The organism is Xanthomonas sp. NCPPB 1062 (genome assembly GCF_041481705.2).
GTDB classification, from domain to species: domain Bacteria; phylum Pseudomonadota; class Gammaproteobacteria; order Xanthomonadales; family Xanthomonadaceae; genus Xanthomonas; species Xanthomonas euvesicatoria.
Window position 1 is genome coordinate 1,795,140 of the sequence record NZ_CM192987.1, and the last position, 19,418, is coordinate 1,814,557.

A 19,418-nucleotide genomic window follows, 5' to 3' on the forward strand; every position below is an offset into this window, starting at 1 on the left:
GGGCTCGCAACACGGATCAGGGCGGCAGTTTACCTGCCCGCATCGTGCACGCCGTCATGCACGGCCGGCGCATCGGCCGAGGCCGGTCGGGCAGGGCGCAGCAGGTGGGTGAGCGTGCCGATGCTGTCGGTGACGCGGTCGATGGTGTCGGCCAGCGCGGCGGTGGTTGGGGAACTGTCGGGCAATGCGGCCAGCGCATCGGAAAGCTGGCGCTCGGCGTTGCGCAAGGTGGTCGCGGCAGGAATACCGCCAGTGCGCAGGCAGTCGATCACCGCGGACAGCGCCTCATCGGCCTGCCGCGCGAAGATGGGCAGCGCGTCCAGCGTGGGCAACGGATGGCCATCGCGCAGCGCCGCTTCCAGCAACAAGCTGGCGCGGATCAGCCGGTTGCCATTGGCCAGCAGCGATTCGGCCAGCTTGAGCTCCTGCAGGTTGCGGCGGCTGCGCGGTTCGCCGCGCAGACGCTCGATCGAGGCCTGCGCATTGGTGCGGGCAACACGCGCGGCGGCACGCGTATCGCTCAGACCCTCCATCTGGCCGAGCAGCACATGGCGGAGATGGTCGCGATATGCGCTGAGCAAGTGCGCCAGCGAGGCGCGAATCTGCCGGCGTTCGCGCGTGGGCCACAACGCATAGGCGACCAGCGCCAGCGCGCTGCCGGCCACTGTCGCCTGCAGGCGCGCGCCGACCGCTTCGCCCGGTGCAACGCCTTCGAAGGACAGCAGCAGCACCAGCATGCCGGTCAAAAACGCCACGCCGATGCCGTAGTTCACCTGTGTCAGCAAGCGAAACCCGAGGCAAAACAGCGCCAGCAGGGCCATGCGGACGCTGGCGCCGTCCATGGCCAGGTGCGCGAGCAAGGTGGCAAGCAATAGTCCGACGAAGGTGCCGGCCACGCGCAACGCGCCAAAGCTGAAGGTGCCACCGAAATCGGGCTTGAGCACGATGGCGGTGGTCATCGGAATCCAGAAGCCGTGCGGAATCTGCTGCCAGCGCTGGAAGGCGATGGCCAGCGCCAGGCACACGCCGCAACGCAACGCGTGCCGGAAGGCGACCGACGACAGGTCCAGATTCGCGCGCAACGTGGCCCAGGTCGCGGCCGGGCGCAACGCCGACGGCAGCCGCGCTTCGGCCAGTTGCGCCTGGATTTCGCCACGGCTGCTGGCCCAGTGCGCGTTGCGGATCAGCGCGCGCAGCTGGCCGCCCAGGCCTTGCGCGCGCGCGACGGCGACACGCACCAGGCGGCGTTCGCGCGTGTCGGCGTTGTCGTGCTGAAACTGTGCCAATGCACCGACCAGATCGTCGAACCCGGTCATCGAGGCATTGGCGGCCTGCGGGTCTTCACCCATGGTCATCGCGTGCGCGAGCTGTTCCAGCACGATGGCGCTGCGTTCGAGCACGCGTTCGATCGCCGGTCGCGCCTGCGAGTCGGTCAGGCGCGTCTCGGCATCGGCCAACGACAGCAGCTCCAGCCGCACCCGATCGCACAGCTCGGCGATGATGCGAAAGCTCTGCACCGCGATCGCGCGCGAGCGATGCTCGCCGTGCAGCATCACCATCGCGTCGAGTACTTCCTGCGTCGCCGGCGGCGCCGCACTGGCGTCCGGGCGCTGCCGCGCGATGCCGGCCAGCTGGCGCATCAGGTCCGCCAATGCAAAGCGTTCCGGGCGATAACGCTGCAGCGGCCACGCCGCCAACGCCAGCACCACCTGCAGCAGTCCGCCAGCGAAGATCAGCGCCGCCACACCGGGTGCCTGCTGCACCGGTAGCCGCATGTCTGCGCTGACGACCAGCAGGATCATGCTGGTCAGGCCCACCCGCGCGGCCACCGGTCCGAGCGCCACCAGCAAGCCGCCGCCCAGGCCGAGCAACAGGCCGGCCAGCACCAGCGCCGGCGTATTGTGGCCGACCCAGATGCCGAGCAAGGCAGCCAGGCCGGCCGCCAGGGCTGCCATCAACATGCGTTGCAGACGCGCGCGATACGGCCCGGGCTGGTCGGAAAACATGGTATTGAGCGCGCCGCTGCACACCGCCAGGCCGGCGGCAACCTGCCCGGTCGCCACGCCGATCGCCAGCGGCAGGACGACTGCAGCGGTGTTGCGCAGCGCGACGCGCAAGGGCACGTCGCGCGGTTTGAGGTCGATCAGTGCGCGCAGCATGGTGCCGGTTTCAGAGCATGCGAGCGGCAAACCTGCTGCGCGCAGCCGCATGCCATCGCGCTGTCAGTCCTCGATCGTGGCATATCGCTCGGGCGCAGGATGCAGATGCCCGCACTGCGAACAGGTGCGCAGCGCCAGCGAACGGTAGAAGCGATCGAACACCGGCGGGAAGTCGGCTTCGATGTTCTTCAGCGGAAACATCGCTTCATACAACTTGTGATTGCACTGCGGGCAATACCATTGCAGGCCGTCCTGCTCGTTGGGCAGGCGCTCGCGTTCGATCACCAGGCCGATCGAGCCGGCCGCGCGTTGCGGCGAGTGCGGCACCTTGGGCGGCAGCAGAAAGACTTCGCCGGCACGGATCGGAATGTCGCGCGCCACGCCCTCGTCCTGCACCTTCAGCACCATTTTGCCTTCGAGCTGGAAGAACCACTCCGGGCCTTCGTCGTAGTGATAGTCGGTGCGCGCGTTCGGCCCGCCGACCACCATGATGATGAAGCCATCCTGCTGGATGCACTTGTTGCCCACCGGCGGTTTGAGCAGATGGCGGTGTTCCTCGATCCAGGCGTGCAGGTTGATCGGCGGGATCAGCATCGACGTTCCTCGGCAAAGTAAGGTATCCGGCTCAGCCGGCCTCCTATGTCCCATGGACGCTGCGGCCGGCCAGGTGTGCGTGCGGCTCAGCGCTCGGCGCGATCGGCCTGAATCCGCGCCAGCGCTGCGTCATAGCGTTCCTGCAGCAACTCGGGGCGGTCGATCGACATGCCCAGGTCGTGCGCGCGGCCATCGCGCAGGCTGTATACCCAGCCATGCACGCTCAATTGCTGGCCGCGCTCCCAGGCATCGTGCACGATGGTGGTGCGGCACACGTTGACCACTTGTTCGAGCACGTTGAGCTCGCACAGGCGTGCGTGCTGCACCGACAGCTCGCCGGCGTTGTGCAGGCAGGCTTCGTGCTTGTCGGCCACGTCGGTGACGTGGCGGATCCAGTTGTCGACCAGGCCCATGCGCTTCTGGGTCAGGCTGGCGAACACGCCGCCGCAGCCGTAATGGCCGACCACCAGCACGTGCTTGACCTTGAGCACATCCACCGCGAACTGGATCACCGACAGGCAATTCAGATCGGTATGCACGACCACGTTGGCGATATTCCGGTGGACGAAGACTTCGCCCGGCGCCATGTCGATGATCTGGTTGGCCGGCACGCGCGAATCGGAGCAGCCGATCCACAGATATTCCGGCGTCTGCTGGGTCGAGAGCTTGGAAAAGAATTCCGGATCCTCGCGGCGGATACGCTCGGACCAGGCGCGGTTGTTTTCAAGCAAGTGGTTAAGCTCGTTCATGCGTGCAGTATTCCAGAAAACGTGGCGGTGGCGGCTTCTATGAGCGCCCAGGATGAATCAGCTTTCAGGCTTCCCGGTCTCGGCGAACGACCGATGTGCGGCCAGTGCACCCCTGGGGAAACTGGCGCCACCGATCAACTCCACAGGTGGCGCCGATGGCCGACTTCAACGCATTCTTTCCGACCTTGCTCAAACACGAAGGCGGCTTCGTCAACGATCCCGTCGATCCGGGCGGAGCCACCAACAAGGGCATCACCCTGTCGACCTTCAAGGCCTACGCGCAGAACCTGCTGGGCATCGAGCCAAGTCTGGCGAACCTGCGTGCGTTGACCGACGCCCAGGCTGGTGTCATCTACAAGGCGCAGTACTGGGACCGGCTGCGCGCCGATCAGATCGCGCTGCAGCCGTTAGCCAACATCGTGTTCGACTTCTACGTCAACGCCGGTAACAACGCCATCAAACTGCTGCAGACCGTGCTCAACAGCCAGACCGGCGGCAAGTTGGTCGCTGACGGCCGCATGGGGCCGGCCACCTTCGCGGCGCTGGCATCCAGCAACCAGCAAGACCTGTATGCACGCTACAAGGCCGGCCGCAGGGACTATTACCACAGGCTCGTCGCAGCGCGACCGGCGCTTGGCAAGTTTCTCAAGGGCTGGCTGGCGCGCGTGGATTCCTTTCCCGACTCGGTCTGAGCCGGCAGCGGCCCAGCGACACTTCCCACCGACGAGCCCGACATGGCGCAGATATCCCTCAATGATCTGATCGAAGCACTGGCCGGCGCGGTCATCGACGCCCAGGACCGGATCGAGCAACACCAGATGGCCAACCTGGGTGCGTTCTTCGACGAAGACAACCGTCCCAGAAGCGTCCTGATCCGCTTGCCGTCGCAGCACCCGGAAGCGGGTGAGAACGACGAAGACCTGTATCGGGCACCGCTGTTGCCGCTGGTGTCGTCCAACGTCCTGCGGATCAAGGATGTAGAAATCAGTTTCGATGCACAGCTCGGTGAACTCAGCGAGCTGGACGAAGCAGGCGTGCCGGATGCGTTGGCGGTTGCATCCGTCGTCGAGGACTGGCATCCCAAGCCGCCGGCGCTGCCAGGCCAGATCGGCATCGATCTCGGCTCCAACGCAAAAAATGCACGAAACAGTGCGGTGCACGTCGTGTTGCGCGTGGAAGGCAGCGAGCCGACCGAGGGCGTGGCACGTCTCATCAATCGCCTTGCGCAGTCGCAAGGTGTGTTCAAGACGGTCAAGGGAGAGTAACGCCCGCCGTCATCGCTTTCTTCTTAAACAACCGTTCTTCAGGAGAACATCATGAGCGATATCGTCAACATGTCCGACCAGTTCAAGGGCCTGCCGATGGCAGACCTGATCGGCGCCCCGTTGCGTGCAGCCTGCGATGCGCAGGTCATGCTGGCACGGGCCACCGCCGACTTCATCAAGGTCATCGGCTTTCTGCCGCCGACCGACCCTGCCGATCCCAACGGGAACGGCGGCACGCGCACCGCGCAGTTCAAGTTCAAGCGCCCGGTCGAAGACCCTAGCGGTACCGGCATGGCGGAGGAGGAAGTGGAGATCGTTGTACCGCTGTTGACCCTCGTCAACGTCCCCAACCTGAGCATTCAGACCGTGGACGTCACCTTCGATATGGAAGTCAAATCCTCGTTCTCGGAAAAGGAAGCCGAAGACAAGAGCCTCAAGGTGGATCTGGAAGCCAGCGTCGGCTGGGGCGTCTTCAAGGCCAAGGTCAACGTGCAGGGCTCCGTGTCCAGCCACAAGGAAAATACCCGCTCTTCGGATAACTCGGCCAAGTATCACGTCGCGCTGCACGCCGAAGATCGCGGCACGCCCGAAGGCCTGTCGCGTGTGCTCGACATCCTGCAGACCGCTGCGGCCCCTCGCAAAATCACCGCACCTGTGCCGGTGCCGTAACGTCGCTAGTGCGTCCCGTACTTTCCCTAACCCGAGTCGTTGCCGATGATGGATTTTTCAGAAGTCAGTTTCATCAAGCGCATCGTCGTCGGCAGCGACAACCCGGCAAAAATGCAGACTGCCGAGCAGGTCGAAGCCGCGCAGCAGTTGCTCAATCGCTGCCTCAGCGAAGCGCCCAGGGGGGCAATTCTCGGAATCGAGAAGAGCTTCAATATCCTGCAGTTGGGCGAGCACCAGGTCGTGCTGCAATGGCTGTGCTACCACGTCGGGTTCAAGCGCAAGCCGGTCTGGCTGACGGAGGCATAGATGGCACGTGCGAGCTATTGCCTCGACACCTTCGTGGAGCTGCTCGACCAGGCCGTCCGACGCGCGCAACAGCGGTGCCGCCAGCGGCACGCTGCAGTCGTAAATGCCGCGGCGGCCGCATGCGACCTGTGGGTGCAGTGCATGGATGCAGAGCAAACGGCGCAGGCCGAAACGGCAACCCTGTTCTCCATTCCTGTATGCCAATTGCGTGCGCTGCGGCTGCAGCAAATCAGCGAGCTTTCGTTGACGCTGCAAGTGCAGATCGAGCCGATCACGCAGGCTGACGGTGCACCCGGGTTGGCATTGCGTCTTGCGCCGCCAGATGGCCGTACGCCTGGGCATACGCTGAAGATCAGCTATCAAGGAGCCGAGCGTCCGCGTGGCGTGCTTTGGTTCGATGGTGTCGCACTGAAGGAGTGGACGCTGCACCCGTTCATGGACGTGCCACTATCCGATCCAGGAGCGCTGCGGTGAGGCTGCTGCTGTCGAATGCCGATGCCCGGGCGCTCGCCGAGCGGCTGGGAACCGATGTGGCCGCCTTGCATGCAGATCTCTGTCGGCAGTCCCGGCGCAAGCTGCGATCCAGCTTCGTCATCTGCCTGGTCGTTGTTCTGGTTATCGCTGCGTTCGGTGTGCTGAGCGGCAGCGTGATCGATCTCTCCATGCTTTCCAATTTCTTATCGGAGCTTTTTCATGGCTGGTCAACATCGCTATCGACATCACATTTTGCGCATCACCTCGGCACTTGCCTTGTGTGTATCGCTGACCGCAGCGCAGGCAGCTCCGGCGGGCGGGATTCCGGCTGGTGACTGGCGCGGCATCCTGTCCGCCAGCGGCAGTGCCGGGCCGGTCTACGTCCGTCTGAGTGCGCGCGCGGCTGGAGGCGAGGGCACCCAGGTGGCGGATCTGCGATTCGGGCCTCCCTACAATTGCGCGCTCGAGTTGCGCGCGCAGCCGGACGGGTATGCGTTGCTGTCGCGCAATGGCGGCAAGTTCTGCGAGGCGCTGACCGGCGGGCTTGCCCAACTCCAGATCGCAGATGGTGGGGCGCACGGGATGCAGCTCACCTTGTCTGGCGGCGCCTCGCCGCTCGTGGTTGCCCTGAGTCAGAGCAGTGCTGGATTGGCCGAAGCCGGGCGCTGGCGTGGGGCGGGGCTGATTTCCGCACAGCTGGAGATCGTGGCGACCACGATCCGTCCCGGCGACGTGCTCGGTCGCCTGCGTTACGGTGCTCCACGGGATTGCCAGGTGGAATTGCGCTATGCCGGGCGTGCAGCAGGTGCGTTGAATGCCTGGGTCGTGGCCAACGATAGAGGCTATTGCCGTCAGCTCAGCGATGCCCAGGCCAGTCTGCAGGTTCGTGCAGATGGCAGTGCCGAGCTTGCATTGCTGTTGAAGGGACAGCGAGAGACGGCGCTGTTCGAGCGGATGCCTTGAGGTGTCGTCGCCGCCTGGCTGCCAGTAAGGACGTCATTTATGTGGAAGCGAGCCAGTCGGCGCGCCGGCCTACGACGACGTGCAGTGGCCCAGCCGGTCCCGCCGGCGGATTTCGGCGGGCCGGCATTTTCCAGCGTGCTCGAACAACTGGAGCTCGAATGCCGGGCGATGGTGTCCTACGCACTGAAGCAAGGTCTGGCGATGTCTCCCGATCTGCCTGGCCGGCTGGCAGAGCTGCGCGTGATGCCTGGCGCCTCCTTGCACGGCGAATCCGGCGCGCGCGAATTGGCCGGTCTGCACCGACAGCTGGTGCGTGCGATCCAGCCGGCAACGCCGCAGGCGGTGGTGCTGATCGAGCGCGAGCGCCTGCGCGGTGGTTGGTTGCGCTGGCTGGGGCCGATTCCGTTGATCCGCACCTTGACCTTGACCTCGGTCGGTTGCCTGGCCTCAGTGGTCGGTCTGGCAATGTCCAGCCTGGTGAACGAGCACAACATCACGCTGGGCTTCCTCGCTTCCTCGGGGAGCACGCTGGGCTGGAACGTGATGTTCATCCTGGCCTGTGCCGGACTCGGTGCGGCGTTCTCCGCGTTGTTCCAAGCCCATCGTTACGTTGCCGACGCAACATACGATCCGCGCTTCGATTCCTCCTATGCCGCGCGCATGATCCTCGGTCTCATCGCTGGCCTGATCCTGGTGGAGTTGCTGCCGGAGAATCTTTTTGCTGACAGCAGCCTGGGCGCGTTCGGAAAGCCCGCATTGGCGATGATGGGCGGCTTCTCGGCAAGCGCGGTGTATCGCCTGCTGCAACGCATGGTCGAGGTCATGGAAACGGTCGTGCGCGGCGATTCCGGCCAACAAGCCGCTGCCGCGATCCAGTCGCAGCGGGCGTCTGCCGAATCCGAAAGCATCCGCGCCCGTGGCGAACTTGCCGCGGGTCTGTTGGACCTGCAGCGTGAGATGCAGGCCGACCCGCGCCTGGATCAGGTGCGCCAGCAACTGACCGGCCTTGCCAGGCAGATGATGTCAGACGAGTCCTGATCGTTCGCGCATGAAATGCGCTCAGACCCACGTGCGTCCTTCTTTGCCCGTCCGTAGAGTGCGGTTTGGCACGGCCTGCCGGGCATCAGGTGGCAGCGCGCGTTCGCATCGTGCGGCATAGCTCGCTTCGGCGTCGGCGCAAATTGCGTAACACGCTTCAGGCAGGCGCACCCGACACGGCGCCTCAGCGACATTAGCGGCGCTGTCGATACCAGCATCTGATGCTCGCCAAATCAGTTCAAGACCGATGGCCCGGAGATAAGCGTGTGACAAGCTCGCTCAAGTGCTCCTGCCGAGCATCTGCCGATTCGCTGCAGCGCGCCGCGTGCAAGCCGCTGCACAGCGCGGTCCCCATTCGTGCACCAGAGGGTATGATGAAGACACGTATCGTCGTCGCTGCCGATCGCACCATCCTTGTGGAAGGGATGGTCGCTTTGCTGCAAAAGGTTCCCGGTATCGAAGTGGTAGGCCATGCAGAAGACGGGCTGGCATGTCTTCAGATCGCCGCCAGAGAGCGGCCTGATATCGTTCTGGTGGATGTGCTCCTACCCGGCCTCAATGGTATCGATCTGACGCGGCGCTTGATGCAGCGCAGCCCCAACAGCCGGGCAATCTGTATCGCTCCGTCCGATGCCTGTACCCAGGCCAGCGCAGTCTTCGAAGCTGGCGCCAAAGCATATCTGGCGCGCACCAGCCGTTTTGCCGAATTGCTGCGGGCGATTCAATGCGTCATCCAGGATCAGACCTATATCAGCCCGCAGATGTCGCGTTCGCTGATCGCCGGGCTGCGTCGAGCCGCCAAGGCCGATTCTGCCTACACCCGACTCACCTCACGCGAGCGCGAAATCGTGCAGCTCTATTCGGAAGGCCTGTCCACCAGGCAGATCGCCAACCGCTTGCACCTGAGCGTGAAAACGGTGGGGACGCATCGCGAAAACTGCATGTTGAAGCTCAATATCCAAAGCATCGCTCAGCTGACCCGTTATGCGATCGCCCAGGGCCTTTCTCCGCTTGAAGCGGCAATCGACGATAACAGTGAGTCATCCGATGGCTGCGTAGCGCAGCACATGCGCCGTGCCGGCTGAGGCGTGTCGGCATGCACTGCGGTACATCGGCGTCGGCACATTTCTGAGCGCCAAAAGCGCCGATCTGGCTGGCGCGCTGTCCAAGGCCGGCAATGGTGCCGTTGCCGGCGCGCGAGGCGGCAATCTGGAGTCGATTCAATGGCTGAAGCGAATGCTCGAACATGACCGCACCGGCAAACTACTGCTCATGCCATGAGCGTCGCGAAGGGCAATTCCTTGCGAAGTGGGGACACCTGCAATGACCTGTGCGCGGGCCGATGCAGGCGTCGGCCGCAGTGTGGCCGACGCGCCCCAGCCGTTTGGTGACTAGCCGTTCGGGGTACGAATACGGCTGCCTCAGCGCGTCTTATCGGCGTCCAGCGCCGCCTGCATCAATGCCGCGATGGCGTGCGCGTCTTGGTCGGCTTGCTGCGTCAGGAACTGGGCGACACTGCGTTGATTGCCGGCCGGATGGTTCTGGCTCAGCTTGAAGGTGAGCTCGATGCGGCTTGGAACGAAGCGGAAGCCGACCAGGCCGCGCAATTGCCGGCGATGACTGTCGCGCTCCATTTCGAACTGCCAATCGCTGCCCACGCGTTGCTCGAAGTGCGCGCTCATGCGCGCAATCAAACTGCCCAGCGCGTCTTCATCGCTCACCTGGTTGCAGCGTCCATGCAGGTGCGCAACGGCGTAGTTCCAGGTGGGCACACGCGCAGCTGCGTCCTTGTCCAGGTACCAGGTGGGCGAGACATAGGCATGCGGGCCCTGCAACACCATGACCGCGTCGCCAGCAGTGCGCGCCTGCGGATTGGGGCGTGCCCAATGGCCTTCGATCACGACATCCTGGCCATCGCGCTGATACAGCACCGGCAGGTGCGAGATCGCCGGCTGCCCGCCCTCGTCCTGGCTGATCAGGGTGACGAACGCATCGCGCGCGAACAGCCAGTCCAGCAAGGCCAGATCGGTCTGCGCAAATGCGCGCGGGGCGTACATGTCAGGCGCGGCCGCCCATGTTCACGACCATGCGCGCACGCAGCTCGGCATCGTCGTTACCTTGGGGCGGCGAGACTTCATGCAGCGAAAAGCCGCGGATGAGTGCGTCTTCCTCGTCCAGCCCATCCAGTGCCACGAATTCGGCGTCGAACAAGGCTGCGCGTGCGCTATCTTCGCTGTCGTAGGGCAGCGTCTTGCCGTCGCTGTCCAGTACCTCGGCGGTGCCGGCTTCGTTGACGCGCAGGCGCGCCCAGATCAGCGTGCGGCCGATCGTGGCCAGCCACCAGGAGTCGCGGGCGCCCTGCAGGGTGTCTTCGTAAGTAGTCATTGCATTACCTTGGAAAGCAGGCCGAGCAGGACCGCCATGCCCAGGCCGAAAAAGATGGTGAGCAGCGAGAGCCAGGCGGGTGTGGCCAGACCGGACAGTGCAGTGTCGCGGTAGCTGCGGTAACGGCGCGCCAATAACCAGCGCAACGCCACAGGGCTGATGAAGGCCGGGTCGCCGAAGCTGGCCAATGCCTCCGGGTGGCGGTCGCGCATGTGCACCAGGGTCAGCGGCCAGAAGATCAGCAGCGCGGTCAACCCGGCGACGGCGACACCCACAAAACACAGTGCGAAGAACAGGGTCATGTGGCCGCCAGCAGGAGTGCGAGTTTGGGGAGTGTCGCGCCGATGACCAACGCGGCGATGGACCAACGCATTGGACCGGTGGCATGCCGGGTTGCGGCGCGCGCGGCGTCGGTCTGCCACCAGCGTTGCGGCTCCAGTTGGCGCGCTGCCAGCCGCGCCAGCAACACGCTCCGTACCGCCGTCAGCCCGGCCATGATCGCCGCTAGCCAGAAGGCCAGCGATTGCAGCAGGGGGACGGCGGCCGGCAAGCTCACCTCAGAACTCCGCGCTGCCTGGCGCACGCGGGTAGGGGATCGCGTCGCGGATGTTGCTCAACCCGCACACGTACACCACCAGCCGCTCGAAGCCCAGACCGAAGCCGGCATGCGGCACCGAGCCGTAGCGACGGAAATCGCGATACCAGCTGTAGTGCTCCTTATCCAGGCCGAACTGCGCCATGCGCGCGTCCAGCACGTCCAGGCGTTCTTCACGCTGGCTGCCGCCGATGATTTCGCCGATGCCCGGCGCCAGCACGTCCATCGCCGCAACGGTCTTGCCGTCATCGTTCAAGCGCATGTAGAACGCCTTGATGTGCTCGGGGTAATTGGTCACCACCACCGGGCGGCCGATGTGTTCTTCGGTGAGCCAGCGCTCGTGCTCGGTCTGCAGGTCCAGGCCCCATTCCACCGGGAAATCGAACTTCTTGCCGGAGTTCTGCAGCAGCTTTACCGCCTCGGTGTAGTCGATCTGCTCGAACGGTGCATTGATGAACGCTTCGAGCTTGGTGATTGCGTTCTTGTCCACGCGCTCGGCCAGGAACGCCAGGTCGTCGCCACGCTCATCGAGCACCGCGCGGAACAGATATTTGAGGAACTGCTCAGCCAGGCGTGCGTCTTCGGCAAGATCGGCAAAGGCGATTTCCGGCTCGATCATCCAAAACTCGGCCAGATGGCGCGTGGTGTGGCTGTTCTCGGCACGGAAGGTCGGGCCGAAGGTGTAGACCTTGCTCAGCGCCAGGCAGTACGCCTCCACGTTGAGCTGGCCGGACACGGTCAGAAAGGTTTCCTTGCCGAAGAAATCGCGGCTGAAATCCACATTGCCGCTGGCATCGCGTGGCAGGTTGACCATGTCCAGCGTGGAGACGCGGAACATCTGCCCGGCACCTTCGGCATCGGAGGTGGTAATGATCGGCGTGCTGATCCAGTTGAAGCCGTTCTGATGGAAGAAGCGGTGCACCGCCTGCGCCAGGCAGTTGCGGATGCGGGTCACCGCACCGAACAGGTTGGTGCGCGGGCGCAGATGCGCCACTTCACGCAGGAATTCCGGCGTCATCGGCTTGGGCTGGATCGGGTACGTCAACGGGTCTTCGACCCAACCGACGATCTCCACGCCGCTAGCCTGGATCTCGAACGACTGACCCTTGCCCTGCGATTTCACCAGTACGCCCTTGGCGATCAGCGAGCAGCCGCTGGTCAGCCGCTTGATCTCGTCGAAATTAGGTAGGGTGTCGTTGGCCACCACCTGGATCGGAGCGAAGCACGAGCCGTCGGTCACGTTGATGAAGGCCAGTCCGGCAGATCCGCGCAAGGTGCGCACCCACCCCCGTACCGTGACTTCGCCGCCTTCCGGGAGCTTTCCCGCAAGCGCATGTTCAACGCTGACCACCGTCATGACTGTTCCTCGCCGTAGCGACCTTGAATGGCCTGCGAGTTTACTGGCTGCGGCCGCGCCGGCGCGAGCATCTGAACCGCGTGCCGACGGCGGCGCTTGTCGCAGGCGCAGGCTGCCCCCATCTGTTGCGGACGCCGCCACTCAGCGTTCTGCCCGGTTGTTGCGGCCTCGCTATACTTGCCACCACTGTTTCGGAGTGCCCTCATGGCCGTCAGCCTCACCCCCGCCGCGCTGGAGCGCGTGCAGCGTTTCGTGCAGCAGACCCCGGGTGCGTTGGGTCTGCGCTTTGGCGTGACCAAGACCGGTTGTTCCGGCTGGGGCCACGTCACCGACCTGGCACGCGAGGCGCGCGACGACGACGCGGTCTTCGAGCAGGGCGGGGTACGCATCTTCGTCGACCCTGCCAGCCTGCCGCTGGTGGATGGCACCTGCATCGACTTCGGCAAGCACGGCCTAAGCGAGACCTTCACCTTCAGCAATCCCAACGCCACGGCCGAATGCGGCTGCGGGGAGAGCTTCACCACCGCGGACGAGCATCGCTGAGCGCGACCTGAGCCAAGCGGCGCTGGAGTGTTTCCTTCTCCCACCGGGAGAGGCTGCCCCAAAAAGGGTCTGATGAGGGTACGGGCGAAGCTTCGCGTGGTTGAACGACACGAATGGCTTTGCCCCGTATCCTCACCCCAACCCCCGCTCTGCGCCCCAGCCCGCGCTTGCAGCGCGGCCGCTCCAAGCCACGCGCGCCAGTGGCGCGCAGACCGCGCCTTGGAGCCCCGGCAGGAGAGGGGCTTTGAAAGTACCCCTTGCCCGGTCTGTTGCGGCTAAGCATCTGATCTGCCATACTTTCCTGCTTCCTGCCCGATTCCGGGCGGGAACCCTTGCTCCACCGGCCGCTTGCGCGGACCACCGGGGAGCTGTCCGGCCCACGTGGCCACATCCGAAAGGTAAAACAACATGAGTCGTCATTACGAAGTCGTGTTCCTGGTCCATCCGGACCAGAGTGAGCAGGTCCCGGCCATGATCGAGCGCTACAAGTCGCTGATCGAGGGCGGTAACGGCACCATCCACCGCCTGGAAGACTGGGGCCGTCGTCAGCTGGCCTACCCGATCCAGAACCTGGTGAAGGCGCACTACGTGCTGCTCAACATCGAAGTCGACCAGGCCGTGCTGAGCGAGCTGGTGGAAAGCTTCCGCTTCAACGATGCGGTGCTGCGTCACCTGGTCGTCAAGCGCGATGGCGCCGACACCGAGCAGTCGCTGATCATGAAGAGCAAGGACGAGAAGGGCGACAAGCCCGAGCGTAGCGAGCGTCGTCGTCGTGACGACGAAGAGGGCGAAGCGCCCGCCGCCAACGATAACGACGGCGACAACGCCGAAGCCGCTTAAGGAGCGCTGTCATGTCCAAGTTCTTCCGTCGTCGCAAGTTCTGCAAGTTCACCGCCGAGGGCGTCAAAGAGATCGACTACAAGGATCTCAACACCCTGCGTCAGTACCTCACCGAGAACGGCAAGATCGTGCCGAGCCGCGTGACCGGTACCAAGTCCAAGTACCAGCGCCAGCTGGCCACGGCCGTCAAGCGCGCACGTTTCCTGGCGCTGATCCCGTACACGGACAACCACGACGTCTAAGCAGTTCCGCGCAGGAGTCCGCATTGTTGCGGCTCCTTGCGCACGACCCGCACGGGTTTGTGTGGGTCACAGGCAAAACCGGCAGGTTGTATGTGGGTCCCTCACAAGAGGCCACACGTCCATGTGCGGGTTATTAAATTGATAGAGGCTGGTGGTTCGGTGTGCAGTGTCAGTCGGGGCTTTACGATTCCCGATTCCCCAATCCCGATTCCCGGCTTCTCCTATTCGGACAGCACCCGTTGCGCCCTCCACATGCCGGCGCTAACGAATAACGGAGTAACACCATGGATCTGATTCTTCTGCAGAAAGTGACCAACCTGGGCAACCTGGGCGACAAGGTCAGCGTCAAGCCGGGTTACGGCCGCAACTTCCTCGTGCCGCAGGGCAAGGCCGTGCCGGCTACCGCTGCCAACGTTGAAGCGTTCGAAACCAAGCGCGCCGAGTACGAAGCCAAGGCCAACAGCATCCTGGCCGAGGCACAGAGCCGCGCCACCAAGTTCGAGGGCGCCAGCGTCACCATCGGTGCGCATGCATCGACCGAAGGCAAGCTGTACGGCTCGGTTGGCCCGCGCGACATCGCCGAGGCGTTCACCGCCGCCGGCCTGCCGCTGGAAAAGAGCGAAGTGATCCTGGGCGAAGGCGCATTCCGCAATGTCGGCGAATACGACGTTGTGCTGCACCTGCACGCAGATGTGGAAACCACGGTCAAGGTCATCGTCGAATCCGACGCCTGATCCAGGCCACATGTGTCACCCGAAGGGCGCCTTGTTAGGCGCCCTTCGTTTTTGGGGCGCCGCCGCCAGCGCTGGCATGCCCGTTATACTCATGCCCCATTGCCGGTTCCACGGCCCGCGGATCTTATGGATCAAGGGCTTGGGCGCTGGCTTCACAGGAAAAGTACCTGCCGGCCTCGTCCGCGCGGTGCCCGGAATCTCCAGCCCCCATGCGCCTGTCCACGATCAAGCTGTCCGGTTTCAAGTCGTTCGTCGACCCGACCACCTTGCACCTGCCCACCAACATGACCGGCATCGTCGGCCCCAATGGTTGCGGCAAGTCCAACATCATCGACGCGGTGCGCTGGGTGATGGGCGAAAGCTCGGCCAGCCGCCTGCGCGGCGATTCGCTGACCGACGTGATCTTTTCCGGCTCTTCGGCGCGCAAGCCGGTATCGCAGGCGACGGTGGAGCTGATCTTCGACAACTCCGACCACACCATCAGTGGCGAGTTCGCCTCGTTCAACGAGATCTCGGTCAAGCGCCTGGTCAGCCGCGACGGCAATAGCGCCTACTACCTCAATGGCACCAAGTGCCGGCGCCGCGACATCACCGATCTGTTCCTGGGCACCGGCCTTGGGCCGCGCAGCTACTCGATCATCGAGCAGGGCATGATCAGCCAGATCATCGAAGCGCGCCCGGAAGACCTGCGCGTCTATCTGGAAGAAGCCGCCGGCATTTCCAAGTACAAGGAGCGCCGCAAGGAAACCGAGACGCGTATTCGGCATACGCGCGAAAACCTCGATCGTCTGAGCGACCTGCGCGAAGAAATCACCAAGCAGCTGGCGCATCTGCAGCGCCAGGCGCGGCAGGCCGAGCAATACCAGGCATTGCAGGAAGAGCGCCGGATCAAGGACGCCGAGTGGAAGGCGCTGGAATACCGCGGTCTGGATGGTCGGTTGCAGGGCCTGCGCGAGAAGTTGAATCAGGAAGAGACACGCCTGCAACAATTGATTGCCGAGCAACGCGATGCCGAAGCACGCATCGAGACCGGCCGCGTGCGCCGCGAAGAAGCCGCCGAAGCGGTGGCCAAGGCACAAGCCGACGTGTACCAGGTCGGTGGCGCGTTGGCGCGTATCGAGCAGCAGATCCAGCACCAACGCGAACTCTCGCATCGCTTGCACAAGGCGCGCGATGAGGCGCAAAGCCAGCTGCAGGAATTGACCCAGCACATCAGCGGCGACTCGGCCAAATTGAGCGTGCTGCGCGAAGCGGTCGCCGCCGCCGAACCGCAACTGGAGCAACTGCGCGAAGACCACGAATTCCGCCAGGAGTCGCTACGCGAAGCCGAAGCGCGGCTGGCCGACTGGCAGCAGCGCTGGGAAACCCATAACCGCGACACCGGCGAAGCCTCGCGTGCCGGTGAAGTGGAGCGCACGCGCGTCGATTATCTGGACCGCCAGGCACTGGAAGCCGACCGCCGCCGCGAAGCACTGGTCAACGAGCGTGCCGGGCTGGACCTGGACGCATTGGCCGAGGCGTTCGAGCAGATCGAACTGCGCCATGAAACCCAGAAGACCTCGCTGGACGGCCTGACCGAGCAGGTCGAGGCGCGCAAGCACGCGCTCGCCGGGCTGCAGGAACAGCAACGCGCCAGCCAGGGCGAACTGGCCGAAGTGCGCAAACAGGCGCAGGCCGCGCGTGGTCGGTTGTCGTCGCTGGAAACCCTGCAGCAGGCCGCGCTCGGCCAGGAGCAGGGAGCCGCAGTGGCCTGGCTGAAGTCGCGCGGACTGGATTCGGCCGCGCGCGTGGGCGAGCGCATCAGCGTCGAGAGCGGCTGGGAAAATGCAGTCGAAGGCGCCTTGGGGCAGTTGATCGAAGGCGTGCTGGTGGAGGCGCCGGAGCAACTGGTCGACGCGCTGGGCGAGTTGGGCGATGGTCGCATCGCGCTGGTGTCCAGTGCCACTGACAATGCGAGCTTCGCGCCGACCTCGCTGGCTGCCAAGGTGCAGGGGCCGATCGCGATCCGTCGCCTGCTTGCGCGTCTGCACACCGCCGAGGATCTGGACGCTGCGCGCACGCTGCAACGCAGCCTGCCCGAAGGCGATTCGGTGATCACCCGCACTGGCGAGCGGCTGGGCGAGGGTTGGGTGCGCGTCTCGCGCTCGGGCGCGGCCAAGCAGGGCGCGTTGCTGCGTGAGCGCGAGATTCAAGAACTGCGTACGCAGATCGAAACCTTGCAGGAGCGCGAAGCCGAGCTTGAACATCAGCTCTCCAGCTTTCGCGAACAATCGCTGGCGGCAGAGCAGCAGCGCGAAGACGCGCAGCGCCAGCTGTACATGGCGCACCGCAGCGTTTCCGAACTGGCCGGGCAATTGCAGAGTCAGCAGGGCAAGGTCGAGGCGGCGCGCACGCGCATCGAGCGCATCGAAACCGAATTGGCGCAACTGCTGGAAACGCTGGACACCAGCCGCGAGCAGGCCCGCGAGGCGCGCGCAAAACTCGAAGATGCGGTCACCTTGATGGGCGATCTGCAGGGTACGCGCGAAGCGCTGGAAAGCGAGCGCCGTCAACTCACCGATGCACGCGATCAGGCGCGCGATGCCGCGCGCGGCGTGCGCGATGCGATGCATGCATTGGCGCTGACGCTGGAGTCGCAACGCACCCAGATCGCATCGCTGAGCCAGACCCTGGAACGCATGGACAGCCAGCGCGGGCAGCTCGATACGCGCCTGGAAGATCTGGTCGCCCAGCTGAGCGAAGGCGATTCGCCGGTGGAAACACTGGAACACGAACATCAGGCCGCGTTGAGCGAACGCGTGCGCACCGAGCGCGCGCTGGGCGAAGCGCGCACCCTGCTCGACAGCATCGACAGCGAGCTGCGCAGCTTCGAACAGACCCGCCAACAACGCGACGAACAAGCGCTGGCGCAGCGCGAGCGCATTTCGCAACGCAAGCTCGATCAACAGGCGCTGGTGCTCAATGCCGAGCAACTGGAAGCGGCGGTGGTCAAGGCGGGCTTCGTGCTGGAAGACGTGGTCAACGGGTTGCCCGAGGCGGCCAACGTGGCCGAATGGGAAGCGGCCGTTGGCCAGATCGACGCGCGCATGCGTCGCCTGGAGCCGGTGAACCTGGCCGCCATCCAGGAATACGGCGAGGCCGCGCAACGCTCCGAATACCTGGACGCGCAGAACCTGGATCTCAACACCGCGCTGGAAACGCTGGAAGAAGCCATTCGCAAGATCGATCGCGAGACCCGCGGCCGCTTCAAGGATACCTTCGACCGCGTCAACTCCGGCGTGCAGGCGCTGTACCCGCGCCTGTTCGGCGGCGGCCATGCGTATCTGGAACTCACCGGCGAAGACCTGCTCGACACCGGCGTCACCATCATGGCGCGCCCGCCGGGCAAGCGCGTGTCGAGCATTTCGCTGCTCTCCGGCGGCGAGAAGGCGATGACTGCGGTGGCGCTGGTGTTTGCGATCTTCCAGCTCAACCCGGCGCCGTTCTGCCTGCTCGACGAAGTGGACGCGCCCCTGGACGAAGCCAATGTCGGCCGTCTTGCCAACATGGTGCGCGAGATGAGCGAAAAGGTGCAGTTCCTGTTCGTCAGCCACAACAAGGCCACGATGGAAGCCGCGCGCCAGCTCTCCGGCGTGACCATGCGCGAGCCGGGCGTCAGCCGTCTGGTCAGCGTGGACCTGGAAGAGGCCGCACGTTTGGCGGGTGCGGCATGACGTGCCATGCTTGTTGGAATAACGACACCTGTCACTCTTATGCGGAGGCACGCTGAATGTCCGACATGGCCATGATCCGGATCGGGATCCTGATCGCTGGACTGCTGCTGGTCGCGGCCATCTTCCTGTTTGGTCGCCCGAAGAAATCGCCGCAAGGGCGCCGGGTCGACAAGGACGAAGGCCAGCAGCGCGAACGGCGCGAGCCGGTGATTTCCAGCGAGTTTGGTGTGGAGGGTGACGCTGCAGAACGCGCAGAAGGCGTCGAGCAGAGCGAGCTCAACCTGGAAGGGCAGGATGCTTCCGGCGGCAACGAGGTCGGCAAGCGCCCGAACCAGGATTTCGACAAGATCGTGTCGTTGTTCGTGGCCGCCAAGGCGGGCCAGGTGTTGCGCGGCGAAGATGTGGTGGTGGCCGCAGAGAAGACCGGGCTGGTGTTCGGCCACATGAACGTGTTCCACCGCTTGGTGGAAGGCTACCCGGAGCGCGGGCCGATCTTCAGCATGGCCAGCATCCTCAAGCCCGGCAGTTTCGACATGGCCAACATCCGCGAGATGCAGACGCCGGCGATTGCGTTCTTCCTCACGCTGCCGGCACCGATGACTGCGCTCGACGCCTGGGAAAAAATGCTGCCCACCGTGCAGCGCATGGCCGAGCTGCTGGATGGCGTGGTGTTGGACGACAGCCGCAATGCGTTGGGCCGCCAGCGTGTTGCGCATATCCGCGACGAACTGCGCGCCTACGATCGCCAGCACCAGGCACCGCCGCTGACCAAGTCGCCGCGCTGGTGAGTTG

The 19,418-nt window shown here is 64.6% G+C and carries 22 protein-coding genes and 2 pseudogenes; 15 read left to right on the plus strand and 9 right to left on the minus strand.

Annotation, left to right across the window (positions count from 1 at the left end; translation table 11 throughout):
* Window positions 1-29 precede the first annotated feature (29 nt).
* The 3 genes from ACCQ16_RS07870 to can all read right to left on the minus strand — a co-directional run bounded on the left by ACCQ16_RS07870 (window position 30) and on the right by can (window position 3,502).
* Window positions 30-2,210 (minus strand): FUSC family protein, encoded by a 2,181-nt coding sequence (locus ACCQ16_RS07870; protein ID WP_055026647.1) that lies wholly within the window; start codon window positions 2,208-2,210, stop codon window positions 30-32.
* A 12-nt stretch (window positions 2,211-2,222) separates the two neighbouring features.
* The gene (locus ACCQ16_RS07875; protein WP_372380248.1) at window positions 2,223-2,753 is read right to left on the minus strand and encodes a 3-hydroxyanthranilate 3,4-dioxygenase; all 531 of its coding nucleotides are present in this window, start codon (window positions 2,751-2,753) and stop codon (window positions 2,223-2,225) included.
* An 86-nt stretch (window positions 2,754-2,839) separates the two neighbouring features.
* Window positions 2,840-3,502, minus strand: coding sequence for a carbonate dehydratase (can, locus tag ACCQ16_RS07880; protein ID WP_008576307.1), 663 nt, complete (start codon window positions 3,500-3,502; stop codon window positions 2,840-2,842).
* Window positions 3,503-3,657: 155 nt separating this feature from the next.
* Between can and ACCQ16_RS07885 the strand changes: the two genes are divergently transcribed.
* The 5 genes from ACCQ16_RS07885 to ACCQ16_RS07905 are packed head-to-tail and all read left to right on the plus strand — an operon-like array spanning window position 3,658 to window position 6,216.
* Window positions 3,658-4,194 (plus strand): glycoside hydrolase family 108 protein, encoded by a 537-nt coding sequence (locus ACCQ16_RS07885; protein ID WP_014089846.1) that lies wholly within the window; start codon window positions 3,658-3,660, stop codon window positions 4,192-4,194.
* A 42-nt stretch (window positions 4,195-4,236) separates the two neighbouring features.
* Complete coding sequence (locus ACCQ16_RS07890; protein WP_008576304.1) at window positions 4,237-4,767, plus strand: DUF2589 domain-containing protein; 531 nt, start codon at window positions 4,237-4,239, stop codon at window positions 4,765-4,767.
* A 51-nt stretch (window positions 4,768-4,818) separates the two neighbouring features.
* A complete protein-coding gene (locus ACCQ16_RS07895; protein WP_109290672.1) occupies window positions 4,819-5,436 on the plus strand; it encodes a DUF2589 domain-containing protein in 618 nt (205 codons plus the stop codon).
* A gap of 45 nt (window positions 5,437-5,481) precedes the next feature.
* On the plus strand, window positions 5,482-5,742 hold the full coding sequence (locus ACCQ16_RS07900; RefSeq protein ID WP_008576302.1) for a hypothetical protein: 261 nt from the start codon (window positions 5,482-5,484) through the stop codon (window positions 5,740-5,742).
* Window positions 5,743-6,216 carry a hypothetical protein gene (locus tag ACCQ16_RS07905; RefSeq protein WP_109290673.1) on the plus strand — a complete coding sequence of 158 codons (474 nt, stop codon included), beginning with the start codon at window positions 5,743-5,745 and terminating at the stop codon, window positions 6,214-6,216.
* 11 nt (window positions 6,217-6,227) lie between these two features.
* On the opposite strand, the pseudogene ACCQ16_RS07910 reads toward ACCQ16_RS07905, so the two are convergent.
* Window positions 6,228-6,416, minus strand: a pseudogene (locus ACCQ16_RS07910) (hypothetical protein); the annotation flags it as partial.
* Between the two features lie 52 nt (window positions 6,417-6,468).
* Between ACCQ16_RS07910 and ACCQ16_RS07915 the strand changes: the two are divergent.
* From ACCQ16_RS07915 to ACCQ16_RS07930, 4 genes and pseudogenes are all read left to right on the plus strand, one after another.
* Entirely contained in the window at window positions 6,469-7,179 is a 711-nt protein-coding gene (locus ACCQ16_RS07915; protein ID WP_031422035.1) for a hypothetical protein, read from the plus strand.
* 168 nt (window positions 7,180-7,347) lie between these two features.
* Window positions 7,348-8,217: a hypothetical protein gene (locus ACCQ16_RS07920; RefSeq protein WP_039417640.1), complete on the plus strand. Its 870-nt coding sequence runs from the start codon at window positions 7,348-7,350 to the stop codon at window positions 8,215-8,217.
* Window positions 8,218-8,588: 371 nt separating this feature from the next.
* Window positions 8,589-9,302, plus strand: a complete 714-nt coding sequence (locus ACCQ16_RS07925) for a response regulator (RefSeq protein WP_127167859.1) — start codon at window positions 8,589-8,591, stop codon at window positions 9,300-9,302.
* Window positions 9,269-9,498: pseudogene (locus ACCQ16_RS07930) on the plus strand (hypothetical protein). The gene ACCQ16_RS07925 and the pseudogene ACCQ16_RS07930 overlap by 34 nt, the downstream one beginning before the upstream one ends.
* A 140-nt stretch (window positions 9,499-9,638) precedes the next feature.
* On the opposite strand, the gene ACCQ16_RS07935 reads toward ACCQ16_RS07930, so the two are convergent.
* From ACCQ16_RS07935 to asnS, 5 genes are read right to left on the minus strand one after another with little or no spacing between them, the layout of a single operon-like run.
* Window positions 9,639-10,274: an FMN-binding negative transcriptional regulator gene (locus tag ACCQ16_RS07935; protein WP_277572901.1), complete on the minus strand. Its 636-nt coding sequence runs from the start codon at window positions 10,272-10,274 to the stop codon at window positions 9,639-9,641.
* A 1-nt stretch (window position 10,275) separates the two neighbouring features.
* Complete coding sequence (locus tag ACCQ16_RS07940) at window positions 10,276-10,602, minus strand: type 2 periplasmic-binding domain-containing protein (RefSeq protein ID WP_014089854.1); 327 nt, start codon at window positions 10,600-10,602, stop codon at window positions 10,276-10,278.
* The gene (locus tag ACCQ16_RS07945) at window positions 10,599-10,904 is read right to left on the minus strand and encodes a hypothetical protein (protein WP_029819146.1); all 306 of its coding nucleotides are present in this window, start codon (window positions 10,902-10,904) and stop codon (window positions 10,599-10,601) included. Before ACCQ16_RS07945 ends, ACCQ16_RS07940 begins: the two co-directional genes overlap by 4 nt.
* Window positions 10,901-11,158, minus strand: a complete 258-nt coding sequence (locus ACCQ16_RS07950) for a hypothetical protein (RefSeq protein ID WP_029819147.1) — start codon at window positions 11,156-11,158, stop codon at window positions 10,901-10,903. Before ACCQ16_RS07950 ends, ACCQ16_RS07945 begins: the two co-directional genes overlap by 4 nt.
* 1 nt (window position 11,159) lies before the next feature.
* Entirely contained in the window at window positions 11,160-12,554 is a 1,395-nt protein-coding gene (gene asnS / locus ACCQ16_RS07955) for an asparagine--tRNA ligase (protein WP_011347025.1), read from the minus strand.
* 204 nt (window positions 12,555-12,758) lie between these two features.
* Between asnS and ACCQ16_RS07960 the strand changes: the two genes are divergently transcribed.
* The 6 genes from ACCQ16_RS07960 (at window position 12,759) to zipA (ending at window position 19,414) form a co-directional block, all read left to right on the plus strand.
* The gene (locus tag ACCQ16_RS07960) at window positions 12,759-13,097 is read left to right on the plus strand and encodes a HesB/IscA family protein (protein WP_007966300.1); all 339 of its coding nucleotides are present in this window, start codon (window positions 12,759-12,761) and stop codon (window positions 13,095-13,097) included.
* Window positions 13,098-13,505: 408 nt separating this feature from the next.
* Window positions 13,506-13,937 carry a 30S ribosomal protein S6 gene (rpsF, locus tag ACCQ16_RS07965; RefSeq protein WP_003485869.1) on the plus strand — a complete coding sequence of 144 codons (432 nt, stop codon included), beginning with the start codon at window positions 13,506-13,508 and terminating at the stop codon, window positions 13,935-13,937.
* A gap of 11 nt (window positions 13,938-13,948) precedes the next feature.
* Complete coding sequence (gene rpsR, locus ACCQ16_RS07970; RefSeq protein ID WP_002804494.1) at window positions 13,949-14,179, plus strand: 30S ribosomal protein S18; 231 nt, start codon at window positions 13,949-13,951, stop codon at window positions 14,177-14,179.
* 284 nt (window positions 14,180-14,463) lie between these two features.
* The gene (gene rplI, locus ACCQ16_RS07975; RefSeq protein ID WP_003485864.1) at window positions 14,464-14,913 is read left to right on the plus strand and encodes a 50S ribosomal protein L9; all 450 of its coding nucleotides are present in this window, start codon (window positions 14,464-14,466) and stop codon (window positions 14,911-14,913) included.
* Window positions 14,914-15,122: 209 nt separating this feature from the next.
* A complete protein-coding gene (smc, locus tag ACCQ16_RS07980) occupies window positions 15,123-18,626 on the plus strand; it encodes a chromosome segregation protein SMC (protein WP_011347026.1) in 3,504 nt (1,167 codons plus the stop codon).
* Between the two features lie 56 nt (window positions 18,627-18,682).
* On the plus strand, window positions 18,683-19,414 hold the full coding sequence (gene zipA / locus ACCQ16_RS07985; RefSeq protein WP_372380249.1) for a cell division protein ZipA: 732 nt from the start codon (window positions 18,683-18,685) through the stop codon (window positions 19,412-19,414).
* The last annotated feature ends 4 nt before the right edge of the window (window positions 19,415-19,418 follow it).

Excerpts from the sequence above, each read along its gene's own strand:
- can (WP_008576307.1), bottom strand. The coding sequence starts at position 3,502 with ATGAACGAGCTTAACCACTTGCTTGAAAACAACCGCGCCTGGTCCGAG.
- ACCQ16_RS07935 (WP_277572901.1), bottom strand. The coding sequence starts at position 10,274 with ATGTACGCCCCGCGCGCATTTGCGCAGACCGATCTGGCCTTGCTGGAC.
- rpsF (WP_003485869.1), top strand. The coding sequence starts at position 13,506 with ATGAGTCGTCATTACGAAGTCGTGTTCCTGGTCCATCCGGACCAGAGT.
- ACCQ16_RS07885 (WP_014089846.1), top strand. The coding sequence starts at position 3,658 with ATGGCCGACTTCAACGCATTCTTTCCGACCTTGCTCAAACACGAAGGC.
- rplI (WP_003485864.1), top strand. The coding sequence starts at position 14,464 with ATGGATCTGATTCTTCTGCAGAAAGTGACCAACCTGGGCAACCTGGGC.
- ACCQ16_RS07940 (WP_014089854.1), bottom strand. The coding sequence starts at position 10,602 with ATGACTACTTACGAAGACACCCTGCAGGGCGCCCGCGACTCCTGGTGG.
- ACCQ16_RS07870 (WP_055026647.1), bottom strand. The coding sequence starts at position 2,210 with ATGCGGCTGCGCGCAGCAGGTTTGCCGCTCGCATGCTCTGAAACCGGC.
- ACCQ16_RS07960 (WP_007966300.1), top strand. The coding sequence starts at position 12,759 with ATGGCCGTCAGCCTCACCCCCGCCGCGCTGGAGCGCGTGCAGCGTTTC.
- smc (WP_011347026.1), top strand. The coding sequence starts at position 15,123 with ATGCGCCTGTCCACGATCAAGCTGTCCGGTTTCAAGTCGTTCGTCGAC.
- ACCQ16_RS07905 (WP_109290673.1), top strand. The coding sequence starts at position 5,743 with ATGGCACGTGCGAGCTATTGCCTCGACACCTTCGTGGAGCTGCTCGAC.
- ACCQ16_RS07875 (WP_372380248.1), bottom strand. The coding sequence starts at position 2,753 with ATGCTGATCCCGCCGATCAACCTGCACGCCTGGATCGAGGAACACCGC.
- ACCQ16_RS07925 (WP_127167859.1), top strand. The coding sequence starts at position 8,589 with ATGATGAAGACACGTATCGTCGTCGCTGCCGATCGCACCATCCTTGTG.
- ACCQ16_RS07895 (WP_109290672.1), top strand. The coding sequence starts at position 4,819 with ATGAGCGATATCGTCAACATGTCCGACCAGTTCAAGGGCCTGCCGATG.
- ACCQ16_RS07945 (WP_029819146.1), bottom strand. The coding sequence starts at position 10,904 with ATGACCCTGTTCTTCGCACTGTGTTTTGTGGGTGTCGCCGTCGCCGGG.
- zipA (WP_372380249.1), top strand. The coding sequence starts at position 18,683 with ATGTCCGACATGGCCATGATCCGGATCGGGATCCTGATCGCTGGACTG.
- asnS (WP_011347025.1), bottom strand. The coding sequence starts at position 12,554 with ATGACGGTGGTCAGCGTTGAACATGCGCTTGCGGGAAAGCTCCCGGAA.
- rpsR (WP_002804494.1), top strand. The coding sequence starts at position 13,949 with ATGTCCAAGTTCTTCCGTCGTCGCAAGTTCTGCAAGTTCACCGCCGAG.
- ACCQ16_RS07920 (WP_039417640.1), top strand. The coding sequence starts at position 7,348 with ATGGTGTCCTACGCACTGAAGCAAGGTCTGGCGATGTCTCCCGATCTG.
- ACCQ16_RS07900 (WP_008576302.1), top strand. The coding sequence starts at position 5,482 with ATGATGGATTTTTCAGAAGTCAGTTTCATCAAGCGCATCGTCGTCGGC.
- ACCQ16_RS07890 (WP_008576304.1), top strand. The coding sequence starts at position 4,237 with ATGGCGCAGATATCCCTCAATGATCTGATCGAAGCACTGGCCGGCGCG.